Annotated in this window: 26 protein-coding genes; 20 read left to right on the plus strand and 6 right to left on the minus strand. The window is 62.8% G+C overall.

Annotation, left to right across the window (positions count from 1 at the left end):
* Window positions 1-84 precede the first annotated feature (84 nt).
* From JHX88_RS03885 to JHX88_RS03920, 8 genes are all read left to right on the plus strand, one after another.
* Window positions 85-699, plus strand: a complete 615-nt coding sequence (locus JHX88_RS03885) for a ribonuclease D (RefSeq protein WP_076527570.1) — start codon at window positions 85-87, stop codon at window positions 697-699.
* A gap of 9 nt (window positions 700-708) precedes the next feature.
* On the plus strand, window positions 709-1,653 hold the full coding sequence (locus JHX88_RS03890; RefSeq protein ID WP_419182355.1) for a KpsF/GutQ family sugar-phosphate isomerase: 945 nt from the start codon (window positions 709-711) through the stop codon (window positions 1,651-1,653).
* Window positions 1,625-2,233 (plus strand): immunoglobulin domain-containing protein, encoded by a 609-nt coding sequence (locus JHX88_RS03895; protein WP_076527566.1) that lies wholly within the window; start codon window positions 1,625-1,627, stop codon window positions 2,231-2,233. The genes JHX88_RS03890 and JHX88_RS03895 overlap by 29 nt, the downstream gene beginning before the upstream one ends.
* Before the next feature lie 21 nt (window positions 2,234-2,254).
* Window positions 2,255-2,731, plus strand: coding sequence for a lipopolysaccharide transport periplasmic protein LptA (lptA, locus tag JHX88_RS03900; protein ID WP_336389925.1), 477 nt, complete (start codon window positions 2,255-2,257; stop codon window positions 2,729-2,731).
* Complete coding sequence (lptB, locus tag JHX88_RS03905; RefSeq protein WP_076527562.1) at window positions 2,731-3,480, plus strand: LPS export ABC transporter ATP-binding protein; 750 nt, start codon at window positions 2,731-2,733, stop codon at window positions 3,478-3,480. Before lptA ends, lptB begins: the two co-directional genes overlap by 1 nt.
* Window positions 3,481-3,688: 208 nt before the next feature.
* Complete coding sequence (hpf, locus tag JHX88_RS03910) at window positions 3,689-4,264, plus strand: ribosome hibernation-promoting factor, HPF/YfiA family (protein WP_076527560.1); 576 nt, start codon at window positions 3,689-3,691, stop codon at window positions 4,262-4,264.
* An 81-nt stretch (window positions 4,265-4,345) separates the two neighbouring features.
* A complete protein-coding gene (locus JHX88_RS03915) occupies window positions 4,346-4,810 on the plus strand; it encodes a PTS sugar transporter subunit IIA (RefSeq protein WP_076527558.1) in 465 nt (154 codons plus the stop codon).
* 61 nt (window positions 4,811-4,871) lie between these two features.
* Window positions 4,872-5,060, plus strand: a complete 189-nt coding sequence (locus JHX88_RS03920; protein WP_076527556.1) for a hypothetical protein — start codon at window positions 4,872-4,874, stop codon at window positions 5,058-5,060.
* 24 nt (window positions 5,061-5,084) lie between these two features.
* On the opposite strand, the gene JHX88_RS03925 is transcribed toward JHX88_RS03920, so the two are convergent.
* Together JHX88_RS03925 and JHX88_RS03930 are read right to left on the minus strand one after the other, a co-directional pair.
* The gene (locus tag JHX88_RS03925; protein WP_076527554.1) at window positions 5,085-5,483 is read right to left on the minus strand and encodes a VOC family protein; all 399 of its coding nucleotides are present in this window, start codon (window positions 5,481-5,483) and stop codon (window positions 5,085-5,087) included.
* Window positions 5,480-6,349 carry a branched-chain amino acid aminotransferase gene (locus tag JHX88_RS03930; protein WP_076527552.1) on the minus strand — a complete coding sequence of 290 codons (870 nt, stop codon included), beginning with the start codon at window positions 6,347-6,349 and terminating at the stop codon, window positions 5,480-5,482. The genes JHX88_RS03925 and JHX88_RS03930 overlap by 4 nt, the downstream gene beginning before the upstream one ends.
* Window positions 6,350-6,506: 157 nt before the next feature.
* Here JHX88_RS03930 and JHX88_RS03935 point away from each other — a divergent pair, with 157 nt between their 5' ends.
* From JHX88_RS03935 to JHX88_RS03945, 3 genes are read left to right on the plus strand one after another with little or no spacing between them, the layout of a single operon-like run.
* Window positions 6,507-7,073, plus strand: a complete 567-nt coding sequence (locus JHX88_RS03935; RefSeq protein ID WP_076527551.1) for a MarR family winged helix-turn-helix transcriptional regulator — start codon at window positions 6,507-6,509, stop codon at window positions 7,071-7,073.
* Window positions 7,036-7,743: a response regulator gene (locus JHX88_RS03940; RefSeq protein ID WP_076527549.1), complete on the plus strand. Its 708-nt coding sequence runs from the start codon at window positions 7,036-7,038 to the stop codon at window positions 7,741-7,743. Before JHX88_RS03935 ends, JHX88_RS03940 begins: the two co-directional genes overlap by 38 nt.
* 38 nt (window positions 7,744-7,781) lie before the next feature.
* Window positions 7,782-8,609 carry a uracil-DNA glycosylase gene (locus JHX88_RS03945; protein ID WP_076527547.1) on the plus strand — a complete coding sequence of 276 codons (828 nt, stop codon included), beginning with the start codon at window positions 7,782-7,784 and terminating at the stop codon, window positions 8,607-8,609.
* Window positions 8,610-8,764: 155 nt separating this feature from the next.
* Here the strand turns inward: JHX88_RS03945 and JHX88_RS03950 are convergent, their stop codons facing one another.
* A complete protein-coding gene (locus JHX88_RS03950) occupies window positions 8,765-9,568 on the minus strand; it encodes a protein-disulfide reductase DsbD domain-containing protein (protein WP_076527545.1) in 804 nt (267 codons plus the stop codon).
* A gap of 103 nt (window positions 9,569-9,671) precedes the next feature.
* On the opposite strand from JHX88_RS03950, the gene JHX88_RS03955 reads away from it, so the two are divergent.
* Window positions 9,672-10,262, plus strand: a complete 591-nt coding sequence (locus tag JHX88_RS03955; RefSeq protein WP_076527543.1) for a YqgE/AlgH family protein — start codon at window positions 9,672-9,674, stop codon at window positions 10,260-10,262.
* A 33-nt stretch (window positions 10,263-10,295) separates the two neighbouring features.
* Here the strand turns inward: JHX88_RS03955 and map are convergent, their stop codons facing one another.
* Complete coding sequence (map, locus tag JHX88_RS03960; RefSeq protein ID WP_076527662.1) at window positions 10,296-11,096, minus strand: type I methionyl aminopeptidase; 801 nt, start codon at window positions 11,094-11,096, stop codon at window positions 10,296-10,298.
* Window positions 11,097-11,199: 103 nt separating this feature from the next.
* Here map and JHX88_RS03965 point away from each other — a divergent pair, with 103 nt between their 5' ends.
* The 3 genes from JHX88_RS03965 (at window position 11,200) to JHX88_RS03975 (ending at window position 14,255) form a co-directional block, all read left to right on the plus strand.
* Window positions 11,200-11,940 carry a competence/damage-inducible protein A gene (locus tag JHX88_RS03965; RefSeq protein WP_076527541.1) on the plus strand — a complete coding sequence of 247 codons (741 nt, stop codon included), beginning with the start codon at window positions 11,200-11,202 and terminating at the stop codon, window positions 11,938-11,940.
* Window positions 11,940-12,656 carry a GNAT family N-acetyltransferase gene (locus tag JHX88_RS03970; protein WP_076527539.1) on the plus strand — a complete coding sequence of 239 codons (717 nt, stop codon included), beginning with the start codon at window positions 11,940-11,942 and terminating at the stop codon, window positions 12,654-12,656. Before JHX88_RS03965 ends, JHX88_RS03970 begins: the two co-directional genes overlap by 1 nt.
* Window positions 12,657-13,343: 687 nt before the next feature.
* The gene (locus JHX88_RS03975) at window positions 13,344-14,255 is read left to right on the plus strand and encodes a LysR substrate-binding domain-containing protein (RefSeq protein WP_076527535.1); all 912 of its coding nucleotides are present in this window, start codon (window positions 13,344-13,346) and stop codon (window positions 14,253-14,255) included.
* 25 nt (window positions 14,256-14,280) lie between these two features.
* Here the strand turns inward: JHX88_RS03975 and JHX88_RS03980 are convergent, their stop codons facing one another.
* Window positions 14,281-15,183: an ornithine cyclodeaminase family protein gene (locus tag JHX88_RS03980; RefSeq protein WP_076527533.1), complete on the minus strand. Its 903-nt coding sequence runs from the start codon at window positions 15,181-15,183 to the stop codon at window positions 14,281-14,283.
* Window positions 15,184-15,488: 305 nt separating this feature from the next.
* Between JHX88_RS03980 and JHX88_RS03985 the strand changes: the two genes are divergently transcribed.
* Complete coding sequence (locus tag JHX88_RS03985) at window positions 15,489-15,881, plus strand: GFA family protein (protein ID WP_076527530.1); 393 nt, start codon at window positions 15,489-15,491, stop codon at window positions 15,879-15,881.
* A gap of 143 nt (window positions 15,882-16,024) precedes the next feature.
* A complete protein-coding gene (gene mscL / locus JHX88_RS03990) occupies window positions 16,025-16,459 on the plus strand; it encodes a large conductance mechanosensitive channel protein MscL (protein WP_076527528.1) in 435 nt (144 codons plus the stop codon).
* Between the two features lie 44 nt (window positions 16,460-16,503).
* Here mscL and ald read toward each other — a convergent pair whose 3' ends face one another.
* Window positions 16,504-17,622, minus strand: a complete 1,119-nt coding sequence (gene ald, locus JHX88_RS03995) for an alanine dehydrogenase (protein WP_076527527.1) — start codon at window positions 17,620-17,622, stop codon at window positions 16,504-16,506.
* A gap of 156 nt (window positions 17,623-17,778) precedes the next feature.
* Here ald and JHX88_RS04000 point away from each other — a divergent pair, with 156 nt between their 5' ends.
* The 3 genes from JHX88_RS04000 (at window position 17,779) to JHX88_RS04010 (ending at window position 20,131) form a co-directional block, all read left to right on the plus strand.
* Window positions 17,779-18,240, plus strand: coding sequence for an Lrp/AsnC family transcriptional regulator (locus JHX88_RS04000; protein ID WP_076527525.1), 462 nt, complete (start codon window positions 17,779-17,781; stop codon window positions 18,238-18,240).
* A 67-nt stretch (window positions 18,241-18,307) separates the two neighbouring features.
* Window positions 18,308-19,780, plus strand: a complete 1,473-nt coding sequence (locus tag JHX88_RS04005; RefSeq protein WP_076527523.1) for an NAD-dependent succinate-semialdehyde dehydrogenase — start codon at window positions 18,308-18,310, stop codon at window positions 19,778-19,780.
* Between the two features lie 96 nt (window positions 19,781-19,876).
* Window positions 19,877-20,131 carry a GlsB/YeaQ/YmgE family stress response membrane protein gene (locus JHX88_RS04010; protein ID WP_076527521.1) on the plus strand — a complete coding sequence of 85 codons (255 nt, stop codon included), beginning with the start codon at window positions 19,877-19,879 and terminating at the stop codon, window positions 20,129-20,131.
* The last annotated feature ends 60 nt before the right edge of the window (window positions 20,132-20,191 follow it).

Here is a 20,191-nt window from a genome sequence, read left to right on the forward strand (position 1 = left end):
ATCGGGTGGTTTTGACTGGATTGCCGCGGCAGTTTCTGGTCAGTGGGGCCAAAGTTTTGATGCAGACACCAGGCAGAAGAAGCGATGAGTATACATCTTTATCAGAATGACCTTCCCGACGATGTGGAGCTTGGGCCGGTGGTGGCCATCGATACCGAAACCATGGGGCTGGATCCGCGCCGCGACCGGCTGTGCCTGGTGCAGATGTCATCGGGCGATGGCGATGCGCATCTGGTCCAGATCGAGCGGGGGCAGACCGAGGCCCCCAACCTGGCCCGCATGCTGACCGATCCCAAGGTGCTGAAGCTTTTCCATTTCGGGCGCTTCGACATCGCCGCACTGGAGAACGCCTTCGGCGTTGTCACGTCGCCCGTCTGGTGCACCAAGATCGCCTCCAAGCTGGTGCGGACCTTCACCGACCGGCACGGGCTGAAATACCTGCTGAACGAGCTAGTCGATGTCGATGTCAGCAAGCAGCAGCAGACCAGTGACTGGGGCGCCGAGGATCTTTCCGACGCGCAGCTGGAATATGCCGCCTCGGACGTCCTGTACCTGCACAAGCTGAAAGAGGCGCTGGAGGAACGACTGCGGCGCGAGAATCGTTTGGGCCTTGCGCAGGCCTGTTTCGATTTCCTCCCGGCGCGGGCCCATCTGGATTTGCTGGGCTGGGGGGATGAAAAAGACATCTTCCACCATTAGATGACCGCAATGAACGCATATCTCGATACCGCCGCCCGGGTAATCCGTACCGAGGCAGAGGCGCTGGAACTCTTGGCGGCAAGCCTCGGACCGGAATTCCGGCAGGCCATCGACCTGATCCTCGGGGCATCGGGGCGGGTGATCGTGTCCGGCATGGGCAAGTCGGGCCATATTGCCCGAAAGATTGCGGCGACGCTGGCCTCGACCGGGACGCCCGCGCAATTCGTCCATCCTGCCGAGGCCAGTCACGGCGATCTGGGGATGGTTACCCAAGCCGATGTGGCGCTGGTCTTGTCGAATAGCGGTGAGACGCCGGAACTCGCAGATCTGATCGCGCATACCCGGCGTTTTCGCATCCCCCTGATCGGCGTGGCGTCACGGCCGGAATCGACCCTGCTGCGCCAATCCGACGTCGTCCTTGTCCTGCCCGCCGCCGAGGAAGCCTGCGGCAGCGGGATCGTGCCCACCACTTCGACGACCATGACGCTGGCGCTTGGCGATGCGTTGGCCATCGCGCTGATGGAGCACCGCGAATTCACGGCCGAGCATTTCCGGACCTTCCACCCCGGTGGCAAGCTGGGCGCGCGGCTGGCAAAGGTCGGCGACTTGATGCATTCCGACATGCCGCTTGTGCATCGGGACGACCCGATGACCGAGGCGCTTCTGGTTATCAGCCAGAAAGGCTATGGTGTGACCGGCGTGACAGATTCCGACGGCCACCTGATCGGGATCATCACAGATGGCGATTTGCGGCGACATATGAAGGGGTTGCTCGATCACAGCGCAGTTGAGGTGATGACCGGCGATCCGAGGGTCATCGAGCCCGATGCTCTGGCCGAGGCGGCGCTTGCCGAGATGCAGTCACGCAAGATCACCTGTCTGTTCGCGGTTGCGAATGGTCGGCCACAGGGGATCCTGCATATCCATGACTGCCTGCGCGCGGGCATGGTCTGAGCGGATGACCCGGACCCGGATCGTTCGCTGGCTGCGCGTGTTGTTACCGTTGCTCGCGCTTGCGATTCTCTCGACGATGTTCCTGTTCTCCAGCGAACCCGACACCGATCCCGAGATCCCCTATGCCGAGGTCGATGCCGAGCGGATGGCGCGCGAGCCGCGCATGGTGGCCCCGGAATATTCGGGTGTGACCGATGACGGGGCCGAATTGTCGCTTCGCGCCGCCGAGGCCAGCCCGCAGCAGGACGAGGGCGGAACGGCCAGCCAGTTGCAGCTGGATTGGCGCCGCGCTGACGGGTTGACCGCGCAGTTGACCGCGCCGTCCGGAGGGGTGGATGATGGCGAGATCATGTTGCATGGTGGGGTCAGCCTGACCACATCCACCGGCTGGACCCTGGACGCGGCGCGGATAGATGCCGCGACCGATCGGTCCCGTCTCTTTGCGCCGGAAGGTGTGGACGCCGTCGCGCCTTTCGGCGAGATTACTGCGGGTAGGATGGAACTGCGTGCCGGCCCCGACAAGGACGGCGCGGCGGTTCTGGATTTTACCGATGGTGTCCGTCTGATATACCAGCCCTGATTTCTGCGAAGGAATATGACCATGCCGCGTCTCCTGATAATTGCTCTGACCTTGCTGGCCTCTCCGGCAATGGCGCAGGAGATTGGGTTCGGCGGGCTTCAGGCGGATGTCTCGGCTCCGGTCGAAGTGGCAGCCGACTCTCTTTCGGTCGAACAGGATAACGGACGCGCGGTCTTTACCGGGAATGTCGTGATCGGACAGGGCGAGATGCGGCTGTCGGCCCAGGAGGTCACGGTCGAATATGCCGATGCAAAGCAAAGCCGGATCAAGTCTCTTCACGCGAAGGGCAAGGTGACCCTTGTGAGCGGCGAGGACGCCGCCGAGGCGGAAGAAGCAAGCTATGACGTCGAAGCCGGCAATGTGACGCTGATCGGCGATGTGGTCATGACGCGGGGCAACAATGTCCTGACTGGCGACCAGATGCAGGTCGATCTGGCTACGGGCACCGCCAGGGTCGATGGCCGGGTGCGCTCTGTCCTTCAGCCGGGCGGGAACTGATGCAGGAAACCGAGATGTACGCGGGCGACGGCCTTACGGTCAGAAACCTGCGCAAATCCTATCGCAACCGGCTGGTGATCCGGGATGTTTCGGTCAGGCTGGAACGCGGTGAGGTCGTCGCCCTGTTGGGGCCGAACGGGTCGGGGAAGACAACCTGCTTCTACTGCATCGCGGGACTGGTTTCACCCGATGCCGGGCAGGTGACGATCGACGGACAGGATGCGACCCGCTTGCCGATGTTCCGGCGGGCGCGCATGGGAATAGGCTATCTTCCGCAGGAGATGTCGATCTTTCGCGGCCTCACGGTCGAGCAGAATATCATGGCGGTGCTGGAGGTCACTCTGGACGATCCGCGCCATCGCCGTGACAGGCTCGAAGAACTCCTGGCCGATTTCTCGATCACGCATTTGCGCGGTGCGCCCGCGCTGGCCCTGTCGGGTGGCGAGCGCCGCCGGGTAGAGATAGCCCGCTGCCTTGCCTCGGCGCCGAGTTTCCTGCTGCTGGACGAGCCATTCGCAGGCGTGGACCCCATAGCGGTGGGCGATATACGAGAATTGGTGCATGACCTGAAATCGCGCGGCATCGGGGTTCTGATTACCGATCACAACGTGCGCGAGACGCTGGCGATCGTTGATCGCGCCTATATTCTACATGACGGTCATGTGCTGATGTCCGGCACCACCTCGGAAATCATCGCCGATGCCAAGGTGCGCGAGGTTTACCTGGGCGATAGTTTCCATGTCGGCTGAAGGTCGCCATGCCGGACGGCCTCGGTGGGTCATCAGGGGAAATTGGATCAAATCGTTCGCTTTCCGTTGACAGGGGCGATCCACTGTCACCAAATTGAGTTACGCGGGTGCGGTATCAGACCGGGCCCTGCCATCCCCGTTTTCCGCCGTGCGCCGGTGCTTGAACGGACCGGCGCAGGCGAAGACGGGCAACCGGAGAGGAAAAACGATGCGCTATACCATCAGCGGAAAACACATTGATGTCGGCGATGCTCTCAGCACGCATGTCGAGACGGAATTGGGTGATACGGTTATCAAGTATTCGCAGCGCCCGACCGATGCGACAGTTACCTTTTCCCGCGATGCGCATCAGTTCCTATGTGATACGGTTGTGCATCTCTCCACCGGTCTGACCGTGCAGGCGCGCGGAGCTGCGAACGAGATATATGCAGCGTTCGAAGCCTGTCGCGAAAAGATGGACAAGCAGCTTCGGCGCTACAAGCGGAGATTGAAAGATCATCACAAGGATCGCACGGGGCCTGTTGAATTCGGAGAGGCCGGGATGTATGTCCTTTCCGCTGATGAGAATGCTTGGGAATCGCAGGGTAGTGGCCTGGAACCCATCATCATCGCGGAAATGGAAAGCCGCGTTCCTACCTTGTCGGTAGGTGATGCGGTGATGCAGATGGAACTGGCCGGGGCGCCTCTCTTGGTGTTCCGCAACGAAAAACATGGCGGCGTCAATGTCGTCCACCGCCGGGAAGACGGCAATGTGGGCTGGATTGATCCGCGTGGCAACGGATAACCCGTCGCGCACCGCCTTTCGGACGGAACCGCCCCGGCAAGGATCTTGCGGGGGCGGGCAGCGCAGGAAAGATACGACTGAATGCAACTCAGCGAGATTCTCGGGCCGGGAGCTGTTCGTTCCCTCGGGCAAGTGACATCCAAGAAGAGGCTGTTTCAGGAGCTGGCTGACCTGGCCCATGCCGAATACCGGCTCAACGCGTCCGAGGTGCTGGACGCATTGCAGGAACGCGAAAGCCTCGGTCCGACGGGCGTTGGGCAGGGCGTGGCGTTGCCCCATGCGCGGCTGCATGGGCTGGACAGGGTGGTGGGGCTGTTCCTGCGGCTGGACAAGCCGATGGATTTCGACGCGGTGGACCGCAAGCCCGTCGATCTGATCTTTGCCCTGCTCGCACCGGAATCCGGCGGGGTCGATCACCTCAAGGCCCTGGCCTTGGTGTCTCGCACCCTGCGGGATACCGATCTCCGGGCCAAGTTGCGCGCGAATGATAGCGCGACGGCCTTGCATGCCGTTCTGGCGGCTGCGCAGGGGATCAAGGCGGCCTGATTTTGAATCGAGGCGATTCGGTCCTATAGTAACGGCTCATCCACCTGAGGAGGGGCCGAAGATGAACAAGCACATCAGCGACCAACCCCGCGGCCACAGCCACCAGCGGTTGCGCGAATACACAAGGCAGGAACGCGAGGCGGGCACACATCCGTCTGTCGCAGCGCTGCATAGCCGCCCGCTGACACGCGGTGCCGGGAATCGCAAGACAGCCGAATATCTGCGCATCGAGCGTGGCCGGGAGGTGTGATTTCGCCGGGCGGGTGACAGCGCCTTACCCGGCCCCGGGCCGCTCGATCAGGTCCCAGAGGTTGCCGTACAGGTCCTCGAACACGGCGACGGTGCCGTAATCGGCGGTCTTTGGCTCGCGGACGATCCTGACACCGTTCTTGCGCAATCTGGCCAGGTCGGCAGACAGGTCGTCCGTATCCAGGAACAGGAACACGCGGCCACCGGATTGCGCCCCGATGGCCGCGCGTTGAATGTCATTCGTGGCGCGGGCCAGAAGGATCGAGACGCCTCCGCCGGAAGGCTGCACGAGCACCCATCTCTTGTCCTGCTCTGGTTGATAGATATCCTTCAACAGCCGAAAGCCCAACACATCCACGTAGAACCGGATCGCCTCGTCGTAATCGCGCACCACCAGCGCGACATGGGCGAGGCGATGGTTCATGACCGGACCAGTTTCTCGTAATCCTCGGCGATTCCGCGCGTGGTCTGGCCGACCTGGAAATGCCAGTCGCCGATCTGACCGACCGGCGTCACCTCTGCAGCGGTGCCGGTCAGGAAGCATTCCTGGAAACCTTCCAGCTCTTCGGGCTTGATGCGACGCTCATGCACCGTGATCCCCTTGTCCTTCAGCATCTGGACAACGGTTTGCCGGGTGAGGCCGTTCAGAAAGCGGTCGGCCAGCGGCGTATGCACCTCGCCATCCTTGACGAAGAAGATATTCGCGCCGGTCGCCTCGGCCACATATCCTTCCCAATCCATGAACAGCGCATCCGAGCAGCCCTTGGCCTCGGCGGCATGCTTGGACATGGTGCAGATCATGTAGAGACCGGCGGCCTTGGCGGCGGTGGGGATGGTTTCCGGGCTGGGGCGCTTCCACTTGGCAACGTCCAGCTTGGCGCCCTGCCATTTCGCATCGCCGTAATAGCTGCCCCATTCCCATGCGCAGATGGCCATGCGGACCGGGTTGCGCTTGGCCGATACGCCCATATCCTCGCCCGAGCCCCGCCATGCGACCGCGCGCACATAGGCATTCTCGAAACCGTTGGCCTTCAGAACGGCCTCCTTGGCGGCGTCGATCTCGTCGGCGGAATAGGGGATCGGCATGTCCAGTAGACGGCCCGATTCGATCAGCCGCAGCGAATGCTCGTGCCCCTTGAAGATCTTGCCATCATAGCAGCGCTCGCCCTCGAATACCGAGCTGGCATAATGCAGCGCGTGGGTCAGGATATGCACCTTTGCGTCGCGCCAGTCGATGAGCTCGCCATCCATCCAGATCTTGCCGTCGCGATCGTCATATGCCGCCGTCATTTTTCTCTCCATCAATCCCGGACTTTACGGATCTTGCGCAAAATAGCCCGGAATCGGCTAATTTCTTGCGTAAGATGCTTGACGGCTAGCAATCGAATCTTGGAAAGTCAACAAGGCTGCCCTATCAAGCAGTGAAATGCAGAGAAAGGAAAACAGGATGCAGCAGAAAATGCGAGTGCCGGGAATGATCGGTGAAGATCTGCTGTTCCTGACTGACGATCAGCTTCGCCGGGGGATCGAGGCGATGTTCTTCGCCTATCGCGCCTTTACCGCCGATCCCGACCTGATCCTGGCCGAGATGGATTACGGCCGCGCCCATCATCGCGCCCTGCATTTCATCAATCGCGACCCGGGGCTGACCGTGACATCGCTTCTGGCGGTGCTTGGGGTGACCAAGCAATCCCTGAACCGGGTACTGCGAACCCTGATAGAGGATGGGCTGGTCGAAAGCCGGGTCGGCCGCCGCGACCGCCGTGAACGGCAGCTTTACCTGACCGAACCGGGAACCCGGCTGGAACGCCGCCTGTCAGAGGCTCAGCGTGCCCGGATGCGCGCTGCCTACCGCAATGCCGGCCCGCAGGCGGTGGCGGGTTTCCGGCAAGTTCTGGAAGCGATGATGGACCCCGAGACGCGGGCGCAGTATCAGGCGATGACGGACCCGCCGGAAGATCGGAAAGAACCCGCCAATGAGCAGCCAAGATACACATATTCTGATCGTCGATGACGATGAACGCATCCGCAGCCTGCTAAGCCGCTTTCTGCAGAAGAACGGCTTTCTCGTAAGCTGCGCCCGCGATGCGGCGCACGCCCGCAGGTTACTGGCGGGGCTGGAATTCGATCTGGCCGTCCTGGACGTCATGATGCCCGGCGAGGACGGCTTTTCCCTGACCCGGTTCCTGCGCGAACGGACCGATATGCCGATCTTGCTGTTGACCGCGAAGGGAGAGACGGAAGATCGTATCACCGGTCTGGAAAGCGGTGCCGATGACTACCTGCCCAAGCCATTCGAGCCGCGCGAATTGCTGCTGCGGATCGCGGCGATCCTGCGCCGGGTCCCGGTGGCCGAAATCACGCAGCCCAAGTTCATGACATTGGGAACATTGCGCTACGACACCGAGAAGGCCGAGCTGTGGCAGGGGGATGCGTCCCTGCGCCTGACCGGAACCGAACAGGCGCTGTTGCGGCGCCTGGCTGCCAGCCCGGGCCAGCCTGTCAGCCGTACCGAGCTGATCGAGGATCTGGGCCGGGGCGGCAGCGGTGACGAGGCCGAGAATTCGGAGCGCGCGATCGACGTGCAGATGACCCGCCTGCGCCGCAAGATCGAACCCGACCCGAAAGAGCCGCGTTTCCTGCAAACCGTTCGCGGCGCGGGATACATGCTGGTGATCGACTGATGCTTGCTTGCGCGTGGCAGCGGGTCTAGCTTATCGGAATGGACGGCGATCTTACATATCAGGGAATCGAACTGGATGCCGCGACGGCGCTTGCGCTGCTCGAATGGCAGACAGAGATGGGCGCTGACGAGCCGATCTCGGATAATTGCCTGGATAGGTTCGAACTGGCTGCGCGGCCGAAACCCCCAGTGCCGCAGATGCCCGCGCAGCCGTCAGGGACTCCGGCGCTATCTGTCGATTCTCCCGATGACTCGTCGAAGCTGATCGCCGAGGCCGAGAGATTGGCGGCATCCGCAGACAGCCTTGCGGCGCTGGCGAGCGTTCAGGAAAATTTCGACGGGCTCGAACTGAAGAAAGGCGCGCGCAATTTCTGCTTTTGCGACGGTAATCCCACGGCGCGTGTCCTGATCCTGGGCGAAGCGCCAGGAGATCAGGAGGACCGCGAGGGCCGGCCTTTCGTGGGGCGCGCAGGACAATTGCTGGACCGGATGTTCGGGGCAATCGGGCTCGCGCGTGATGCTGTCGATGCCGAGAAGGCGCTTTATATCATCAATGTGCTGACCTGGCGTCCGCCGGGAAATCGTGACCCGAGTCCCGAGGAGATCGCTCTTAGCCTGCCCTTCGTGCGGCGGCATATCGAACTTGCCTCGCCGGACCTGGTGGTGCTGATGGGCAATATTCCCTGTCAGACGGCCTTGGGACGACGCGGAATTCTGCGGCTTCGGGGACAATGGGTGCAGGCGTTTGACCGCCCGGCGCTGCCGATGACGCATCCGGCCTATCTGCTGCGCAACCCGGCAGCCAAACGCGATGCGTGGGCCGACCTGTTGTCCATCGCGGCACGGCTGGAGGCTGGCTCGGTCTGAAAGAGAATGCTGACTTTGACGTAGAGCGAGTCGCGCCTGTCTGCATTAGCTCCTATCGCTTCTTCTTCATCCAAATATCCCGGGGGTCTGGGGGCAGCGCCCCCGGCCATCGCGAGACGTAAATGTGTGGCATCTCCGGTTCATCGCGACATGCTCTAATCGACGGAAGGGGTGCCCTGCAGATCGCAACCCCGCATCTCGACCGTGCCATCCTCGCCGATCAGGGTAATCAGCAGGCTGGATACATCCAGATCGAAAGGTTCGCCCGAGGGCGGTACGAAATCCGCGGTGGCCCGAGTGTCATTGCCCGAAGGTTCGAGCGTCGCGGTAGAGACCCAGATATCGGGGCGATCCTTCAGCTCCATCGCTGCGACATCGATTTTCTGCCGGGGCAGCAGCACGCTGAGCTGGATTCCATCCGCGATATCCTGCCTTGTGCAATCCGGCCGGATCGAGAGCGGCTCGGGCATCCGGGCCAACGCCGTTTCGATCTGCGGGTCGGGATTTTCGCCGGCAGCCGGAGCCTGCAATTCGAAATGGGCCGGGACGCAGATTTTTTCGCAGACGCCGAGATCTATGCTGGCGGCGAGTTCGATGGGCCGGGCGGGATCGGTGGGTTCCGCCGTGAAGGGCAGGACCAGAAGATCGTGATAGCCAAGCGTCAGCTCATCGCCCGAGCGGATCGCCTCGGGGGCGGGCCAGTGGAAACTGATCTTGGCCAGGTTGTCCGATTCCTGCCACTCGAAGCTGGGCGGCAGGCCGCTATCGCCGGGATTGCGCCAATAGGTTTTCCAGCCCGGTTCCAGCCGTAGCTCAAGCGCCGAGATGCGATTGCCATCCGCATCCGTCCAGCCGGGCAGAAGCTGTGCCGATTGCACGCCCGGCGGCAATTGCTGCGCGGCGGCGGGAAGGACGGCCAACGCGGTGCAAAGGGATATCAGCGTGGTTCGGATTGTCATGGGACGGGTTTAGCCGCAGTTGCGGGGTGGATGAAATCACTTTCACGCGGGGATCTTGCATCATCGCCCCGAAGCGCCGATCTTGGGAGGACAAGGAGACCAGATGAGTAGCGACCCCGAACAGTCCGACCCCGCGAACCTGACCGGCAAGGTCCTGATAGCCATGCCGGGAATGAGCGATCCGCGCTTTCAGCGCTCGGTCGTGCTGATATGTGCACATTCCGACGATGGAGCGATGGGGCTGGTGCTGAACCGGCCATTGCCCGAGATAGATTTCGGCGATCTGCTCGAACAGCTCGAGATAGAGGCCGATAACGGCGCCCGCCTGATCGAGGTGCGGTTTGGAGGGCCGGTCGAGCCGGGCCGGGGCTTTGTCTTGCATAATGTGCCTGAACACGGCAACGACCCCGAAGGGCGGCTGCGGATCGGGCAGGATCTGGCGATGACCACGACCCGCGACATTCTTGAGGACCTGGCGCATGGGGATGGTCCGGAATCGGCTGTTCTGGTCCTCGGATATGCGGGCTGGGGGCCGGGGCAGCTTGAAGACGAGATGCTGCAGAACGGCTGGCTTGTGGGTGATAGCGCCGAGGAACTGATCTTCGGCGACGATCACGATGTGAAATGGCAATCGGCGCTGCGGGCGCAGGGGATAGATCCGTCGCTTCTCTCTGCCGCGGCGGGCCGTGCCTGACCGGGTGCGCTGGTCGCGATCCCCGAAACTGCCTCAGCGAAACTCCGGGAAAAAGCGGTCCGAGGGCGTGAAGATCTCGAAACCATCCGAGGTGACACCGATAGAATGCTCGAACTGCGCCGAAAGGGATTTGTCGCGGGTGACGGCGGTCCAGTCATCGGCAAGCGTCTTGGTCTCGGCCCGTCCGAGATTGATCATCGGCTCGATGGTGAAGAACATGCCTTCCTCCAGCACCGGGCCTTTCCCTTCGCGCCCGAAATGCAGCACGTTGGGCGGCGCGTGAAACACCCTCCCCAGACCGTGACCGCAGAAATCCCGCACCACCGACATCCGGTGCCCCTCGGCATAGGTCTGGATGGCGGCCCCGATATCTCCGAAGGTCGCGCCGGGACGAACGGCCTCGATCCCCTTCATCAGGGAGTCATGGGTCACCTGGATCAGCCGCTGCGCCTTGATTGACGGCTTTCCGGCCACATACATGCGGCTGGTGTCGCCATACCAGCCATCGACGATCACGGTAACATCGATATTCAGGATGTCGCCGTTCTTCAGGCTCTTTTCGCCCGGAATGCCGTGGCAGACCACATGGTTCACACTGATGCAGCTTGCGTGCTGATAACCGCGATAGCCGATCGTGGCCGAGGTGGCGCCAAGCTCTTCGACCCGGTTCCGGATGAAATCGTCGAGCGCGCCTGTGGCTACGCCCGGTTCCACCAGCGGACTGACCTCGTCAAGGATTTGCGCGGCCACGGCGCCCGCCTTGCGCATGCCCTCGAAATCCTCCGGCGCATGGATGCGGATGCCTTCCTTGGTGATGCGGCTTTCTTCGTCCATCGGGTAATCCTTTCTTCTGGTCGCATAGATAGTCGCACCGGCCCACTTGTTCCAGCCCCATGCAGAGGCATAGAAGGAGAAGGTAAAAGCGAGGGGCAGGGCCATGCAATCAGACAATCCCACGGCAGCCATCCTGGTGATCGGCGATGAAATCCTGTCGGGGCGCACGCGCGAGGGGAATGCGCATCATCTGGCGGGGGTGCTGACGGCCACCGGGTTCGACCTGCGCGAGATGCGGATCGTGGCGGATGACCATGACCAGATCGTCGCCGCCATCCGGGCCCTGGACGGCTCTCTGGGCGGCGCCTTTGATTTGCTGTTCACCTCGGGCGGGATCGGGCCGACGCATGACGATATCACCGCCGATGCGGTGGCCGCCGCGCATGGCACCAAGGTCGAAATAAACGAGGAGGCGCGGGCGCTTTTGCAGGCGCGCTGCGACCGGATGGGGGTGGAACTGACGCCGAACCGGCTGCGGATGGCGCGGGTGCCGGTCGGGGCCACGCTGATCGATAACGCGGTGTCGGCGGCGCCGGGCTTCTCCATCGGCAGGACCCATGTGATGGCCGGTGTGCCCGAGGTGTTCCGAGGTATGGTCGACTGGCTGATTCCGCGGCTGCCGGGCGGGCAGCCCGCGCAATCGCTGAGCGTCGAGGTGAGGCGCGGCGAGAGCGAGGTGGCCGAGGAACTGCAGGCATTGGCCGCAGAATTCCCCGATCTGTCAATGGGTTCCTATCCGTTCCACGACGAGTCTGGCTGGGGCACGAACCTGGTGGTGCGTGGGCTGGATGGCGCGCGGGTGGCGTTCGCGATGTCGGAACTCAAGCGGTTGCTGAAGCTATGATGGACGCGGCACTGGCACAGGCATTCGAGGCGACATGGCCCGCCGTGGAATATGCGGATGCAGGCGGTTTCCGCGTTGGGAAAGGTTTGGGCGCAGGCGGGCGCGTCAGCTCGGCCAGGGCTTTAACCGGCTGGAAAGACAGCGATATTCCGGAAGCCGTCAAGGTTCATGAAGGGTGGGGACAGCGGGCGCTGTTCCGTGCGCTGGACGAGGATGTGGAACTGGTCGCGGCGCTGGAGGCGCAGGGGTTCCGGCGCGAGAATCCCACCGCGATCATGGAGATCGAAACTGCCGCGCTGACGGATCGGGACTTGCCGCGGGTGACGGCTTTCGCCGTCTGGCCGCCCATGGCGATTCAGCGCGAGATCTGGGCGGCGGGTAATATCGGGCCGGCGCGGCAGGCGGTGATGGAGCGTGTGGAGGCGCCTGTCACATCGATCCTCGGGCGGATCGCGGACCGTGCCGCCGGGGCTGCATTTGTCGCTATTCATCAAGGTGTTGCCATGGTTCATTGCGTCGAGATCCTGCCGGATTTGCGGCGCAAGGGACTGGCGGGCTGGATGATGCGGCAGGCGGCTTTCTGGGCGGCGGAGAACGGGGCGGAGCGGATCGGATTGGCCGTGAGCCGTGACAACGAGGGGGCGATGGCGCTGTATCGGCACCTCGGATTCCGCGAGATGGCCGGATACAGCTATTACGCGCGGCCCGCAGGATAGGCCGCGCAACATCACCGTACGTTGCATTGGGTCACACCGCGCAACACTTGACCGGATTTGACCAGCAAATGCTGGGAATCCGGCTGTGACATCCGTACACCGAACGTGCACAGGGCGTACACAGCCCGTACACCGGCAGCGAGCGTTGCGCGGCTCAGATCACGGTTCCGTGAGTCAAGGAAACCGGCATTGATTCCATTTAGGCCATAATCGGCGAAGAAACCCGCTTATTACTGCCTATAATGGAACGAATGGCCGTGACGAGGCGGCAAGGGGCGTTCGAGAGGTCTTGAGGGCTGCGGATGGATCTCTTACAGGCCATGCTGCTTTCGATGCGAAAAGATTCCGCGCCATGATCTGTGCAGATGGAGGGTCAATTGTTCCAGGCCCATCCTGAGCATCCTGGAGCGTTCCCGATTTGCCTTGAGGGCAAGGCGCTGCAGGTCAGGCCGGGAGCGGGTATTTATCGTGTAATGCGACATCTGAACCTCCATCGGGTTGTCATGTTGGTGGAACCGGAAGCGCCCGCCCGATCCGTTCAGCACGTCGAAAATGGGGAGCGAGCCCATCGCGGCAGAACGGTTTCTTCGGTCATGGCGTCCGGATTACCTCCAACATAGTGCCGGACATCAGATCACTCAATGAAAGTTATTTGCCACGTAGCGTTAAATTTATTAACGTCACGTCATGTCTCGCCGCCTCCCCAATCTGAACGCCGTCCGCGCTTTCGACGCGGCGGCCCGCCATCAGAGTTTTTCACGCGCGGCTGACGAGCTTGGCGTCACGCATGGCTCGGTCAGCCGCTATATCAAGAACCTGGAGGCCGATCTGGGCCTTCAGCTTTTCGAGCGCCGTCACCGGCAGGTGGCACTGACCCCCGCCGGGGCCCGTTATGCCGGGACTGTCGCCGAGGCGCTTGTGCTGATCTCGCTAGAAACGGGGACACGGGTTGCCGGAGGCGCCAGGGGCAAGGTGGTGCTCGATGTCGATTCCGACCTGGCGCTGTTATGGCTGATGCCGCGGCTGGACCGGGCGGGACTGGACGCGCTTGGCATCGACATCGAATTACGATCCGATCCCGAACCGCCGCGGACGATCGCGCCAAGCACGGATCTTGCCATCACATGGGGGCCGATCGATGCGCCGGGATATTCGCGGGAGCCGTTACTGAGTTTCACTTCTTTTCCCGTCTGCGCCCCGGATCTGGCCGCAGAGATGCGGCGGACGGGGCTGGCCGGTCAGCGGTTGATCCATGACCGGAGCATGGGAAGCTGGGACGAGATCCTCAGGCGCGAGGGGCTGGCATTGTCCTCGGCGGCGGGGCACCTGACCTTTCACCGGACCTATCTTTGCCTCGATGCCGCGGCGCAGGGGTTGGGAATCGCCATCGGCGACGATGTGACCACGGCAGAGATGCTGAAGGCCGGGCGGCTGATCCGTCCCTTTGGCCCGGATATGCCGGGCCGCAAGGCGTTTTACCTGTCGACCAGCAGCCGGTCGCCGATCCGCCCGCCGGTTTTGGCGCTTCGCAACTGGTTGTTAGCGCAGGCAGAGGATCATGCGCAGCGGATCGAAGGCGAGGCGTCGGGCAGCGATTGAGATGCGGTGACGGACTGACCCGATTTTATCCGCTGGCCTCAAGGATATAGCGCGCGGTCATCAGGTCGAGATGCGCGCCGCCGCCATTCTTGGCGATGGTGATCTCGGCATCAGATTCGCGGGCGTAGCGGCCCGAGGGCAGGTCGTAGAAATCGGCGAGGATATCCGCTTCGGTGATCGCGCCGCTGTCCAGCGGCATCTGGATTTCGCCGATATGGCCGATGGTCGTATCGCGGCTGTCAACGAAGAGACGGGCACGACGGATGGCCTCGTCATCGACCTCGCGCATGTCGGGGCGGTAGGCGCCGATCAGGTCCAGATGCGTGCCGGGTTGCAGCCATTCACCACGCAGAACCGGCTCTTTCGCCATGGTGGTGGTGGCGATCAGATCGGCGTCGCGGGTGGCTGCGGCGAGGTCTTCGACCGCCGTGGCATTCAGGCGTTCGGCCAGGTCGCGGGCTGCCTCTGCCGTGCGATTCCAGATGGTTATGCGGATATCCGGGAACAGGGCGCGATAGGCATCGGCCATGGAGGCTGCGACATTTCCCGCGCCGACGATCAGCGCTTGCCGGCTATCCTTGCGGGCGAGACGGCGGGCGGACAACAGGCTGTCTCCGGCAGTTTTCCACTTGGTGACAAGGTGAAAATCAACGATCGCCTGCAACTGGCCGGTGGCGTCGTCGAACAGGTTCACGGCGCCGTTGATCATCGGCACGCCATTCGCCGGATTGCCCGGGAAGACCGCCGCCGGTTTGACCGCCAGCCCCAACCCGTCGATCCAGGCAGAGCGGGTCAGAAGCGTATCCTTGCCGCGATAGAGGAAACTGTCGGCGACCTCGGCCCGTGGCAGGCTGTGACCACGCGCCAGCGCGTCGGTCAGGGCGATCCAGTCCAGTCGGGACTCGGCGTCGGAAGTGATGATCTGCATGCTCGCATCCTTGTCTTTGATCCGCAGCCTAAAGCAGATCTGGAGGTGATGAAAAGCGTTGCGCAACGAGGGCGTGCGCTGCTTTGCGGCTGCGGCGCAACAGCACTTGCGTTTGACACTGAAAACGCAGGGTTTCTGCCTGCACATGCCGTACACCGCCTGTGCACAGCGCGTACACAACCTGTACACAGGCAGCGGACGTTGCAACGCTGACGCCATGTTAAATGTTAAGTTTCTGGAAAGGTTTTACACGACTGACGGTCTATGGGAGAGGCTTCACGAGCGGAATTGAAGGGAGGTATGACATGGAGCAATTCACCGGAGGCTGCCTGTGCGGCGATGTCCGGGTCACGGCCTCGGGCCCTCCATATCGGGTCGGCATCTGCCATTGCCTCGACTGCCGCAAGCATCACGGGGCGCTTTTCTATGCGTCAGCGGTTTTCCCCCAAGATGCGGTCACGATCGAGGGCGAGACGGGTGATTATGCCGGCCGGTGTTTCTGCCCCCGTTGCGGCTCGTCGGTCTTCGCGCGCAGCGGGGATGAGATCGAGCTGCATCTGGGCGCGCTGGATTCCCCGGACCGGTTGATGCCCAGCTATGAAAGCTGGACCATCCGGCGCGAATCCTGGTTGCCGGAGTTCCCGCTGGCGAGGCGATACGAACGGGATCGCGACGCCGACAGCCATGACGAGGAATAGCCGGACCGCCGCCATCCCGGCCCAAGGCGAAACATCGCCATTCGCAGTTGTACCCACGGGCAAGGAATTGCCAGCCGCAGAGAGGTGAATTAACCTTTTACCGGCGGCGTCCTGCCGATAGTTCACAGGGGATAACAAGGAACATGATTCAGGAATTCAAAGAGTTTATCGCCAAGGGCAATGTCATGGACATGGCCGTGGGGATCATCATCGGCGCGGCCTTCACGGCCATCGTCACCTCATTGGTCAATGACCTGATCAACCCGATCATCGGGCTGGTGACTGGCGGCGTCGATTTCACCAATAAATACATTATCCTGTCGGGCGAGGTTGCCGAAGGCACCAGCCTGGAGGCGGCCCGCGAGTCAGGCGCGGCGGTCTTTGCCTATGGCTCTTTCCTGATGGCGGTGCTGAATTTCCTCATCATCGCCTGGGTGGTGTTCCTGCTGGTCAAGGCCGTGAACCGCGCCAAGGCCGCTGCAGAGAAAGAGGAGGCCGCGGTAGAGGAGGCGCCCGCCGGTCCGTCGCAGGAGGAATTGCTGGCCCAGATCCGCGACCTGCTGGCGGCAAAGGGCTAAGCGGCGAGGGCGCGCCCGGTTCCGGACGCGCCCATTTCATTTCGTCATTGGTTCAGCAATTGCTCGGGCGTGACCGCTGGCAGGCCCAATGCCTCGCCCACGGGCAGCGATGTCAGCTTGCCGCGATGGGTCGAGAGCCCGGCCCGCAGATGCGGATCATCGGTAACCGCCTGCCGCCAGCCCTTGTCAGCCAGCGCCAGCAGGAAGGGCAGGGTTACATTGCCCAGTGCCTGGGTCGAGGTGCGCGCCACAGCGCCCGGCATGTTCGCCACGCAGTAATGCACCACCCCGTCCACCTCGTAGATCGGGTCTTGGTGGGTCGTGGCGCGCGAGGTCTCGAAACAACCGCCCTGGTCGATGGCGACATCCACGAGGACCGAGCCCTGCGGCATGGTCGAAAGCTGTTCGCGGGTGATCAGCTTGGGCGCGGCCGCGCCGGGAATCAGGACTGCGCCGATGACCATGTCGGCGGTCTGGATCAGTTCGGCGGTGGCGGCGGCGTTGGCATATTGGGTGGTCAGCTTGCCCATGAACACGTCGTCCAGATAGGACAGTCGCGGCACCGAACGGTCCATCACGGTCACATTCGCGCCCATGCCCACGGCAACGCGCGCGGCCGCGGCACCGACGACACCGCCGCCGATGATGATGACATTGGCCGGACGGACGCCCGGCACGCCGCCCATCAGCACGCCGCGCCCGCCATTGGCCTTCTGCATTGCCCATGATCCGACCTGCGGCGCGAGGCGTCCGGCCACTTCGGACATCGGCGCCAGCAGCGGCAATCCGCCGCGCGCATCCGTCACGGTTTCATAGGCGATCGAGGTGACGCCGGAATCCAGCAGGTCGCGGGTCTGGTCCGGGTCCGGGGCAAGGTGCAGATAGGTGAAGAGCAGCTGGTCTTCGCGCAGCAATTTGCGCTCTACCGCCTGCGGTTCCTTGACCTTGATGACCAGTTCGGACCGATCAAAGATCGCCGCCGCATCCGGGGCGATTTCGGCGCCGATGGCCTGGTAATCCTCGTCGGTGAAGCCCGCGCCGATCCCTGCGCCGGTCTCGATCAGCACGTCATGGCCGCGCAGGATCGCCTCGGCGGCATTGGCGGGGGTCAGGCCCACGCGGAATTCCTGCGGTTTGATTTCCTTCGGGCAACCGATTTTCATGAAGCTGCTCCTCCCTTCGTGTGGAACCATTCACAATTACATCGCGGATAGACTGCCAGAAAATTGCCGCAAGGTGCTGCGAAGCTGTGGACGCGGGGCAGGGGATTTTGGTAGAAAGCATTGCAATTTTCATAAGTATTCGAAGAATATCCCATTATGTCAGAGATTGACGCAATAGACCGCCGAATCCTCGCCCTGTTGCAGAAGCAGGGCCGAATCAGCAATGCCGAGCTGGCGCTGCGGGTGCATCTGTCGCCAAGCGCCTGTCACCGGCGGGTGCAGCGGCTGGAGGAGACGGGCGTGATCCAGGATTACGTCGCCCTGCTGAACGCGCGGAAATTGCAGCGGCAGACCACGGTTTTCGTCGAGATCACCCTGTCGGGGCAGGCGGACGAATTGCTGGACGCGTTCGAGCGTGCTGTGCGGGCGATTCCCGATGTGCTGGAATGTCACCTGATGGCGGGCACGGCGGATTACCTGCTGAAGATCGTGGTCGAGGATACCGACGATTTCGCCCGCATCCATCGCCAGCACCTGGCGCGCCTGCCGGGCGTGGCGCAGATGCATTCGTCATTCGCGCTGCGCACGGTATTACGGACGACCGCGATCCCGGTGTGACCGGAGCCCTTTGACAAGTCGGCTGCCGCATGATCATCTTTCGGCAAATCCAGCAAACGGGACTGTCATGACCAAGCATTCCACCGATCTTCGGACTCTTCTGCGCGATCCGTCGCTTTTGGAAACACGGGCCTTCCTGGCCGGGGAATGGGTCGAGGCCGGCGATGGCGCGACATTCGAGGTGATCAACCCGGCGCGGGGCGACGTGATCGCGGAGGTGGCCGATCTGGGCCGGGCCGAGGCGGCGCAGGCCATCGCGGCGGCGGGCGAGGCGATGAAGGGCTGGGCGGCGCGCACCGCCAAGGAGCGCGCGCAGGTGATGCGCAAATGGTTTGATCTGATGATGGCCAATCAGGATGATCTGGGCCTGATCCTGACCGCCGAGATGGGTAAGCCGCTGGCCGAGGCCAAGGGCGAGATCGCCTATGGCGCCAGTTTCATCGAGTGGTTCGGCGAAGAGGCCAAGCGCGTTTACGGCGAAACCATCCCCGGCCATCAGCCCGACAAGCGGCTGAGCGTGATCCGCCAGCCGATCGGGGTGGTGGCCTCGATCACGCCGTGGAACTTCCCCAATGCGATGATCGCCCGCAAGGCCGCACCCGCGCTGGCCGTCGGCTGCGGGTTCGTGGCACGCCCTGCGGCTGAAACGCCGCTGTCGGCGCTGGCCATGGCGGTGCTGGGCGAGCGGGCGGGCCTGCCCAAGGGTATCCTGTCGGTCATCACCTCGTCGCGCTCCAGCGAGATCGGCAAGGAGTTCTGCGAGAACCCGCTGGTGCGCAAGCTGACCTTCACGGGCTCGACCGAGGTGGGCCGCATCCTGCTGCGCCAGGCCGCCGACCAGGTGCTGAAATGCAGCATGGAGCTGGGCGGCAACGCGCCCTTCATCGTGTTTGACGATGCCGATCTGGATGCCGCGGTTGAGGGCGCGATGGCGTCGAAATTCCGCAATAACGGCCAGACCTGCGTCTGCGCCAACCGCATCTACGTGCAGGCCGGGGTCTATGACGAATTCGCCCGCAAGCTGGCCGAGGCGGTGGACAAGCTGCGGGTCGGCGACGGGCTGGAGGACGGCGTCACCACCGGCCCGCTCATCAACGAAGCCGCCGCGCTGAAGGTGGAAGAGCATATCAAGGATGTGCTGGATCACGGCGGCGCGGTCGCCACCGGGGGCGAGCGTATCGACGGGCTGTTCTTCAAGCCGACGGTGGTGACCGGGGTGACAGACAGCATGAAGGTTACGACCGAGGAAACCTTCGGCCCGCTGGCCCCGCTGTTCAAGTTCGAGACCGAAGAAGAGGTGGTCGCCAAGGCCAATGACACGATATTCGGGCTGGCCTCCTATTTCTATGCCCGCGATGTCGGCCGTATCACGCGGGTTCAGGAGGCACTGGAATACGGCATCGTCGGCGTGAACACGGGCATCATCTCGACCGAGGTCGCGCCCTTCGGCGGTGTCAAGCAATCCGGGCTGGGGCGAGAGGGCAGTCGCCATGGCATGGATGACTTTCTCGAGATGAAATATGTCTGCCTGTCGATCTGAACGATCAATGAATATGGAACGAAACCGCCCGGTTATGCATTCCTTGGGACGAGGGGCCTACCGGGTCGCCATCAATCAAGAGGGGAGAACCTGAACATGGAAGGAATTGGCTGGATTCTGACGATCATTCTTGGCGGGCTTGCCGGGTGGATCGCCGAGAAAGTCATGAAATCGGATCACGGCCTGCTGACGAATATCATCCTGGGTATCGTCGGCGCGCTTGTCGGCAACTGGCTGCTGCGTTTGGTGCTGGGCTCGACGCTTGGCGGGATATTCGGGCAATTGGTGGTCGCGGTCGCGGGCGCCTGCATCCTGATCTGGGGCTATCGCCTCATTCGCAGCAAGACCTGACCGACCCGGTCCTAGACGACAAAAGGCCGGCACGAGGACATCGTGCCGGCCTTTTTTCAT

It is taken from the genome of Paracoccus saliphilus (genome assembly GCF_028553805.1).
Lineage (GTDB): Bacteria > Pseudomonadota > Alphaproteobacteria > Rhodobacterales > Rhodobacteraceae > Paracoccus > Paracoccus saliphilus.